General features: G+C 70.9%; 6 protein-coding genes. 3 read left to right on the top strand and 3 right to left on the bottom strand.

Annotated elements, in window-relative coordinates; translation table 11 throughout:
• Positions 1-414: 414 nt before the first annotated feature.
• Positions 415-951, bottom strand: a complete 537-nt coding sequence (locus NOD94_RS38675; RefSeq protein ID WP_281210936.1) for a MarR family transcriptional regulator — start codon at positions 949-951, stop codon at positions 415-417.
• A gap of 123 nt (positions 952-1074) precedes the next feature.
• On the opposite strand from NOD94_RS38675, the gene NOD94_RS38670 reads away from it, so the two are divergent.
• Positions 1075-2373 carry an MFS transporter gene (locus NOD94_RS38670; RefSeq protein ID WP_281210938.1) on the top strand — a complete coding sequence of 433 codons (1299 nt, stop codon included), beginning with the start codon at positions 1075-1077 and terminating at the stop codon, positions 2371-2373.
• Between the two features lie 73 nt (positions 2374-2446).
• Here the strand turns inward: NOD94_RS38670 and NOD94_RS38665 are convergent, their stop codons facing one another.
• Together NOD94_RS38665 and NOD94_RS38660 are read right to left on the bottom strand one after the other, a co-directional pair.
• Positions 2447-4177, bottom strand: coding sequence for an ATP-binding SpoIIE family protein phosphatase (locus NOD94_RS38665; protein ID WP_281210937.1), 1731 nt, complete (start codon positions 4175-4177; stop codon positions 2447-2449).
• A 157-nt stretch (positions 4178-4334) separates the two neighbouring features.
• On the bottom strand, positions 4335-5750 hold the full coding sequence (locus tag NOD94_RS38660) for an NAD(P)/FAD-dependent oxidoreductase (protein ID WP_281210935.1): 1416 nt from the start codon (positions 5748-5750) through the stop codon (positions 4335-4337).
• Positions 5751-6096: 346 nt separating this feature from the next.
• On the opposite strand from NOD94_RS38660, the gene NOD94_RS38655 reads away from it, so the two are divergent.
• Together NOD94_RS38655 and NOD94_RS38650 are read left to right on the top strand one after the other, a co-directional pair.
• Positions 6097-6873 carry a TetR/AcrR family transcriptional regulator gene (locus NOD94_RS38655; RefSeq protein WP_281210934.1) on the top strand — a complete coding sequence of 259 codons (777 nt, stop codon included), beginning with the start codon at positions 6097-6099 and terminating at the stop codon, positions 6871-6873.
• Between the two features lie 728 nt (positions 6874-7601).
• On the top strand, positions 7602-8619 hold a 1018-nt coding region (locus NOD94_RS38650; protein ID WP_281210933.1), incomplete at its 3' end, for a sigma-70 family RNA polymerase sigma factor.

The raw sequence follows: 8619 nt of genomic DNA, 5'->3' as shown, positions 1-8619 counted from the left end.
GGTATCAACTTTTGGCGTTGATTTTTGGCACGCTGTTGAGTTCTCAAGGAACGGACGCTTCCTTTGTACTCACCCTCAGTAACAATTACTGGGGCTTTCCTCCGGGCTTTCGTTCTGTTCTGTTCTTGCGTTTCCGACTCTATCAGACTCTTTCGGGCCTGACTCCCAGTCAGCGGGGTTTGTCTTCGGGGCTGTTGGGCCCTTCCGACTCCCGAACTCTAGCTGATTTCCCCGGCAACCGATAATCGGGCCTTCGAAAAAGAATTCGGACATGCCGAATTCGTTCCCGGTGGGAGTTCGTGCTGAGTTGGGTGCCGCAACGAGGCGGCGGGATTCGTTGACACCAAAACCTTTCGGCTCGGGGACAACTCGAAGAACCTTACGGACTCGCGGAGTCGGTGTCAACCCTGGAGGTCAGCCCCTCGACTGGAGGTCCTCCACGCGGTCCAACAGGCGGGTGAGGACGTCGCCCAGGATGCCGCGCTCGGCCGTGGAGAGGTCCTGGAGGAGGTCCTCCTCGAAGACCGTGGCCGCGCGCATCGCGTCCAACCACTTGCTGCGGCCCTCGTCCGTGAGCTCCACGATCACGCGGACCCGGTTGGACTCGTCGCGCTCACGGGTCACCAGGCCTTCCGCGGTCATGCGGTCGATCCGGTGCGTCATGGCCGCCGGCGTGAGGCCCAGCTGCTTCGCGAGCTCGCTCGGGCCCATCCGGTAGGGGGCTCCGGAGATGACGAGGGCCTTGAGGACCTCCCACTCCGCGTTGCTGATGCCCAGGGCAGCGGTCTGGCGTCCGTACGCGACGTTCATGCGGCGGTTCAGCCGGCTCAGCGCCGAGACCACCTTCTCGACCTGGGGGTCGAGGTCCTGGAACTCGCGCTGGTAGACGGCGATCTGCTCATCGAGGCTCGGCTCGTGGACGGGCGTAGTGCCGTCGGGGGTGTCACCCATGCCTCGAAGTATGGCACGAGACCCATTGGCGTCTAACTCCTTCGATGTGTAGAGTTAAGGATCGAACTTTAGGGATGAAGTCTTCAGGCTTCAGTTATCAAGGTGGTGAAAGTGACCAAGGTGATGGGCGCTGCGATGCGGCGGATCCAGGCCGGGAACGCGTTGACCGCGTTCGGCATCGGCTTCACGGTTCCGTTCCTCTACATCTACGTGGCGCAGGTGCGAGGTCTGGGCTCCATGGCTGCCACGAGTGCGTTCGTGGCGTTCGCGCTGGGTGCTCTCGTCGCGCTGCCCTTCACCGGGCGGGTCATCGACCGACGTGGGCCGGTGCCCGTGGTCATGGGTGCGGCAGTGCTCGCTTCGGTGGGCGCGCTGGCGCTCGGGCTGTCGACGGGGGTCGTACCGATCCTGCTGTCGGCCCTGGCCCTGGGTGCGGGGCAGGCCGTCATGCAGCCGGCGCTCGCCACGATGATCGTGTGGTGCTCGACCCCCTCGACGCGGACGCGCTCCTTCGCCCTGCAGTTCTTCCTGCAGAACCTGGGTCTGGGCATAGGCGGGCTCGTCGGCGGTCAGATCGTCGACGAGAGCCGGCCCGGCAGCTTCACCCTGCTGTTCGGCATCGAGGCCGTGATGTTCCTGGTGCTGGCTGCGGTCATCGCCACCGTGCGGATGCCGCAGGTGGCGGGTCTCAAGGACGCCATGCCGCAGAAGGACGCGGTGCCGGCGGCCGGCAGCGGTTGGAAGCGGCTGCTCCGTCACAAGGCGATGGTGCAGCTGTGCGTGCTGGGCTTCGTTCTCTTCTTCGCCTGCTACGGACAGTTCGAGTCGGGTCTGGCGGCCTTCGGTACCGAGGCCGCCGGGATATCCCCCTCCACGCTCGGGTTCGCGCTGGCCGCCAACACGGGTGCGATCGTGATCGCCCAGTTCGTGGTGCTGCGGCTCGTCGAGAAGCGGCGCCGGTCGCGGGTGATCGCGCTCGTCGGGCTGATCTGGACCGTGGCGTGGGTCATCGCCGGGTTCTCGGGTCTGGGGCACGGCAGCGCGATGATGGCCGCGGCCGCGTTCATCACGACGTACGCGCTCTTCGGAATCGGCGAGGCCATGCTGTCTCCGACGCTGGCGCCGCTGGTGGCCGATCTGGCTCCGGAGGGCTCGGTCGGGCAGTACAACTCGGCCTTCGCCCTGGTGAAGCAGATGGCGCTGGCCCTCGGGCCGCTCGGCGTGCCGCTCGGTGCCGGTATCCCGATGCTCTATATCGGGTTGTTCGTGGTCGTCTCGCTGGGGATCGCCGGGCTGGCGCTGCGGCTCGGCAAGCAGCTGAGCCCCGTGCAGGACAACCCGTCGCTGAGCAGGGTCGTGGCGCAGGGCGGTCCGGCCGTCGGCGTGGCGAAGACCGTCGCTTCGGAGCCCGCGCACGTGTAGTCGTAGGTACGTAGGACGCGAGAAGTACGCGTAAGGCCCCGGTCCGGTGGACCGGGGCCTTACGCGTGTTCGGCTACTTGTCGGGCAGGGCGAACTCGCACCAGACGGCCTTGCCGCCGCCCGGGGTGCGGCGGGAGCCCCAGGACGAGGCGATGGTCGCGACGATGGAGATGCCGCGGCCGGTCTCGTCGGCCGGTTCGGCGCGGCGGCGGCGCGGGAGGTGGTCGTCGCCGTCGGTGACCTCGACGATCAGGCGGCGGTCGGTGCGGCGCAGGCGCAGCCGCATGGGCGGGGTGCCGTGCTGGAGGGAGTTCGCGACGAGTTCGCTCGCGGCCAGGACACCGAGGTCGCACAGTTCGACGGGGAACCGCCAGGAGGCGAGGACGCCCTGGGCGAAGGCGCGGGCGCGCGGGGCCGCCTCGATGCCGCCGAGGAGTTCGAGGGCGGCGTTGTGGAACAGCTCCGCGTCGGCTCCGGTGCGGGCGGGCTGCTGGAGGACCATCACGGCGACGTCGTCGTCGTGGTCGGCGTCGACGCCGAGGGCGCGCATGAGCCGGTCGCAGACGACGGCGGGGGTGCCCTGGGCTCCGGACAGGGCGCGTTCGAGGGTGGCGACGCCTTCGTCGATGTCCTCGCCGCGGCGTTCGACCAGGCCGTCGGTGTAGAGGACGGCGGTGGAGCCGGGGCCGAGGGCGATGGTGCCCGAGGTGTGCAGCCAGCCTCCGGTGCCGAGCGGCGGGCCGGTGGGGTCGGCGGCGCGGCGCACGGTGCCGTCCTCGTCGCGGACGAGGATCGGGAGGTGGCCGGCGGAGGCGTACGCCAGGAGGCCCTCGTTGGGGTCGTGGACGGCGTAGACGCAGGTGGCGATCTGGCTGGCGTCGATCTCGGCGGCGAGGCCGTCGAGGAGTTGGAGCACCTCGTGCGGGGGCAGGTCGAGGCGGGCGTAGGCGCGGACGGCGGTGCGCAGCTGGCCCATGACGGCGGCGGCGCGGACGCCGCGGCCCATGACGTCTCCGATGACGAGGGCGGTGCGGCCGGCGCCGAGGGTGATGACGTCGTACCAGTCGCCGCCGACGGCGGCCTCGGTTCCGCCGGGCTGGTAGGTGGCGGCGACGCGGAGGTCGTCGGGCTGTTCCAGCTCCTGGGGGAGCAGCGAGCGCTGGAGGGTGACGGCGGCCTCGCGCTGGCGGCGCTCGCTGGCGCGGAGCCGCTCTACGGCCTCGGCGTGGTCGGTGACGTCGGCGAGGTGGACGAGGATCCCGGTGTGGTGGGGGTCCTCGGGGCCGCCGGCGTCGGTCTTGGGGAAATCGACCGGGGTGCAGGTCACGGTGTAGGAACTGCCGCCGCCGGGAGCGGTGCGGTTCTTGGCCGTACGGGGCTTGCCGCTGCGCTGGACCTGGTCGAGGAGTTCCAGGAGTCCGAGCTCGCCGAGTTCGGGGAGGGCCTGGTGCGCCGGGGCGCCGGAGGTGCGGGGGCCGAAGCCGGCGGTGTAGGCGTCGTTGACGTAGGCGACGCGGTGTTCGGGGCCGTGGACGAGCGCGACGAGGGCCGGGAGCAGGCCGAGGACCTCGCGCACGGAGAGCTCGTCGAGGGCGGGGACGGCGGCGAGCGGTGCCGTACCGGTGCCGGAGACGGTGGCGTCGGCGGGGCTGTCCTCCGGTGGGCCGGCGGTGTGGGCGGCGGCGCCGCGGGCTGCCGGGACGGAGCCCTCGCCCCTTTTGGCCTGGGCGGCGGCGTGTTCGTTCCGGGCGGCGGCGCGGCGCTGCGTTCCGGGAAACCGGGCGCTCCAGCGCGTGAAGTTCACTGCGTTCAAGCCTCGTGGTGTCGCAAGTGGTCGCTGTGTCGCTCGTGGTCGGTCTCTGGGCATGTGGTTCGGTGCACGGACACCCGCACGGTCACTCTGTGCAGGTGTGAGCGCACCTATGGTCACACGTCCAGTGTGGCGGACCGCACTGACAACGTCAGCCCTGGCTGTCCTGCGGGGGTTCGGGGGCGGGGCGGGGCTTGTGGTGTGCCGGGCCTCCGCCTGCGGCGAGTTCGAATTCTGCCCTGGGGTGTTCGAGTGAGCCTAGGGAGACGATCTCCCGCTTGAACAGACCTGAGAGGGTCCATTCCGCAAGAACGCGCATCTTGCGGTTGAAGGTGGGGACTCGGCTGAGGTGGTAGGCGCGGTGCATGAACCAGGCCGGGTAGCCCTTGATCTTGCGTCCGTAGATGTGGGCGACGCCCTTGTGCAGGCCGAGGGAGGCGACGGAGCCGACGTACCTGTGGGCGTACTCGGTGAGGACCTCGTCGCGCAGAGCGGCGACGAGGTTGTCGGCGAGTCGCTTGGCCTGGCGGACGGCGTGCTGCGCGTTGGGGGCGCAGGTGTGGCCCGGTTCGGCTGCGGTGATGTCGGGGACGGCGGCGGCGTCGCCGGCGGCCCAGGCGTGTTCGACCCCCTTGACGGTGAGGAAGGACGTACAGGTGAGGCGGCCGTGTTCGTTCCTGGGGAGGTCCGAGGCGGCGAGGACGGGGTGGGGTTTCACGCCGGCGGTCCAGACGACGGTCCGGGTGGGGAAGCGGGATCCGTCGCTGAGGACGGCGACGCGGTCCTCGCAGGAGTCCAGGCGGGTCTCCATCCGGACGTCGATGTTGCGGCGACGCAGTTCACGGACGGTGTAGGTGCCCATTTCCGGTCCCACCTCGGGGAGGATCCGGTCGCTGGCCTCGACCAGCACCCACTTCATGTCCTCGGGCTTGACGTTGTGGTAGTACCGGGCGGCGTAGCGGGCCATGTCCTCCAGTTCGCCGAGGGCTTCGACGCCTGCGTAGCCGCCGCCGACGAAGACGAAGGTCAAGGCCGCGTCGCGGATGGCCGGATCGCGGGTGGAGGAGGCGATGTCCATCTGCTCGATGACGTGGTTGCGCAGGCCGATGGCCTCTTCGACGGTCTTGAACCCGATGGCGTAGTCGGCGAGGCCGGGGATGGGGAGGGTGCGGGAGACGGAGCCGGGAGCGAGGACGATCTCGTCGTACTCGATCTCGATCGCGCCGGTGCCCTCCTCGGCCGTGGCGAGGGTGGTGACGGTCGCGGTGCGCTTGGCGTGGTCGATGCTCTTGGCCTCGCCGATGACGATGCGGCAGCGGTTGAGGACGCGGCGGAGCGGTACGACGACGTGGCGGGGTGAGATCGAGCCGGCGGCGGCCTCCGGGAGGAAGGGCTGATAGGTCATGTAGGGCTCGGGTGTGACCACCGTGACCTCGGCCTCGCCGGATCTCAGCTTCCGCTGGAGGCCCAGGGCCGTGTACATGCCGACGTAGCCGCCGCCGACGATGAGGATGCGCGTGCGGGGCGGGGTACCGGGGGCGTCGCCCCGGGAGTTAGCAGCCTTCACCTTCCCATGACGCAACGTGGCTGGGAGTTTGTCCACAGGCCCGTCAAATTGTGTGACCGGTGGGGGTGGCGGGACGGGGCTGCCGCAGGGGCCTGGAGGGAGCAAAGGTCCGCAGGTCAGGAGGTGCGGAGGGGGAGATTCCGGAGGCTTCCTGGGGAAAAGTGGGGGTCGATGCTCCGATCGGGCGGCGGCCGGTCGGGGGCTGCCCCTTCTGAATTGACTCTGGCTCAACTATGTTCGTATCTCGTCGAGAGAGTAGGACCGGGGCCCTCACGACCGTGGCCCCCCTCGACGCGAAGGCGGGGAATGTCTCCGGGGGGAGACAAATGATTACCGGGGGATACATATGCACATTTCCGATTTCCATGGTTCTGCCACCGCTCTGTCTGCCGAGAGCGGCGGCCGCGTGATGGCGGGTACGACGACCCACGGGGTGGGCCGCTCGACGCCGCTGCGCGTAGACGCTCAGCGCAACCTCGAACACGTACTGCGCGCGGCTCGTGAGGTCTTCGGCGAGCTGGGCTACGGGGCTCCGATGGAGGACGTGGCACGCCGCGCCCGCGTCGGCGTCGGCACCGTCTACCGGCGGTTCCCGAGCAAGGACGTCCTGGTCCGCCGTATAGCGGAGGAGGAGACCGCCCGGCTCACCGAGCAGGCCAAGTCCGCACTGGGCCAGGAGGAGGAGCCGTGGCAGGCGCTGTCGCGCTTCCTGCGCACCTCCGTGGCCTCCGGCGCGGGCCGACTACTGCCGCCGCAGATCCTGCGGGTCGACGCGGACGGGGAGGACGGGGCCGAGGAGGCGCCGGCCGCCGCGGCGCGGGTTCCGCACCAGCGCCAGGCCGTCGTGGGCGGGGCGCCCGACCTGCGGGTCGTGGGCGCGCGGCACTCCGTCGAGGACGACCTGGCGGACGACTCCGGCGCGGGTGCGCTGCTGGAGGTCGTCGGTCGCCTGGTGGACCGCGCCCGGGAGGCCGGTGAGCTGCGGGCCGATGTCACGGTGGCCGATGTGCTGCTGGTCATCGCGACCGCGGCGCCGGCGCTGCCGGACCCGGCCCATCAGGCCGCGGCTTCGGCCCGTCTGCTGGACATCCTGCTCGAAGGGCTGCGATCCCGGACCGTGTGAGGCGTTCTCCCGGATGCGCTTCCGGGGGACGCCCGGGGTGATGCGCCGGGGGCTTGGGCCCCGGGCGCTTCACCCGGCCGGTGGGCGCGGGACTTGGCGGGTCGGGCCGGTGGGTCCGGGTCGGTGGGTTCGGGGCCGATGGCTCCGGACCGGTGCGCGGCTGATGGTGGGTGACTCGTCGGCGGGTGCCGCTTCGGTGGGGGTCTGGCCGGTGGGGGTCTTGCCGGTGGGTGCCTGGCTTGGTGGGTGCCGTTCCCGGTGAGATGCCCGATCGGTGGGCTTCGCCTCGGCAGGTACAGCGTCGGCAGGTACAGGACTGCGCGGGTATTGGGCTTGGCAGGTACCCGCGCTTGCTTGGTGCCATGCCGGTGAAGGCCGCGTCGGCAGGTTCCGTGTCTGTGCGGGAGTGTGCGTCCGTGCTGGGGTGCGGGTGCGTCGAGGCGTGGGGTCGGTTCAGCGGTTCGGGAGCTTGGTTCACGGCCCGGCGTGCGTCGGGGCCCTCGCGGGTGTGGTGCCGGCTCGCCGGAGGTGGCCTTCGGGGCGAACGGGGCGGTGGGTCAAAGGGGTTACTCGAACGGCCTGTCGCTCGAACGGGTGAGGATCAGCGTGGTGATTCGGCTGGTCTTGCCCGGATGAGTGGATGGCGGTCGGAGGGGGCCGGGGTGCCTTCGCCATGTGCCACGCTGGATCGGTGTACCGGTTGAGTGTGGCGTGCGGGGGCTTCCGCGATGGGCGTTGACGGGCGGGACGAGTCTCGCGGTGGTGCCGGAGGCGAGGTCGAGTCGGGCAGCCTGCCCGCCCGTCAGGTACCGGCCCAGCGCGAACCGCGCGGCCGGCATGCCGCCCCGGTCACGGGCGGCGCCGATCTGCCCCCGTCCGACGCCGAGCTGGTCGCCCGGATGCGCGGTGGGGACGACGGCGCGTACGAGGAACTCTTCCGTCGACACGCCGACGCCGTCCGCCGTTACGCGCGCACCTGTTGCCGCGACGGGCACACGGCCGACGACCTGACCGCCGAGGTGTTCGCGCGGACGCTCCAGGCGGTGCGGGGCGGGGCCGGGCCGGACCAGTCGGTGCGCGCCTACCTGCTCACCACCGTGCGGAGGGTCGCGGCGGCCTGGGCCAAGACCGCCAAGCGGGAACATCTCGTCGAGGACTTCGCCCTGTTCGCGGAACAGTCGACGGGAGCCGAGGCCACGGCCGGGCTGGGCGGGGCCGACACCCTCGAACTGGGCGCGGACGTAAAGGCGATGCACCAGGCCGAGCAGTCGCTGGCCATGCAGGCCTTCCGGAGCCTGCCCGAACGGTGGCAGGCCGTGCTGTGGCACACCACTGTCGAGGAGGCCTCGCCGAGCGCTATCGCCCCGTTGTTCGGGCTCAGCCCCAACGCGACTGCGGTGCTGGCCAGCCGGGCGCGGGAAGGCCTCAAGCAGGCCTACCTCCAGGCCCATGTGAGTTCCGCGCTCAGCTCGGGCGGGGACTGCGCCCGGTACGCGGACCGGCTGGGCGCGTACGCCCGGGGCGGGCTGCGGATGCGGGCGGAGCGCGGGCTGCGCAAGCACTTGGAGGAGTGCGCCAAGTGCCGGCTCGCCGCCGGGGAGCTGAAGGACGTCAACGCGGGCATCCCCGCGCTGCTGCCGGTCGCGGTCATCGGGTGGTTCGCCGCCGGGTACGCGGCCAAGGCGGCCGGGGTGGTGGCCGGTGGGGCCGTGGCCGCGACCGGGGCCGGAGCGGCCGCCGCCGCGG

Origin of the sequence: Streptomyces sp. Isolate_45, from assembly GCF_024721315.2 — a bacterium.
Taxonomy (GTDB): Bacteria; Actinomycetota; Actinomycetes; order Streptomycetales; family Streptomycetaceae; genus Streptomyces.
Note: the sequence above shows the minus strand (reverse complement) of the source record. Positions and strands in the feature narration are given on the sequence as shown.

Excerpts from the sequence above, each read along its gene's own strand:
- NOD94_RS38655 (WP_281210934.1), top strand. The coding sequence starts at position 6,097 with ATGCACATTTCCGATTTCCATGGTTCTGCCACCGCTCTGTCTGCCGAG.
- NOD94_RS38670 (WP_281210938.1), top strand. The coding sequence starts at position 1,075 with ATGGGCGCTGCGATGCGGCGGATCCAGGCCGGGAACGCGTTGACCGCG.
- NOD94_RS38675 (WP_281210936.1), bottom strand. The coding sequence starts at position 951 with ATGGGTGACACCCCCGACGGCACTACGCCCGTCCACGAGCCGAGCCTC.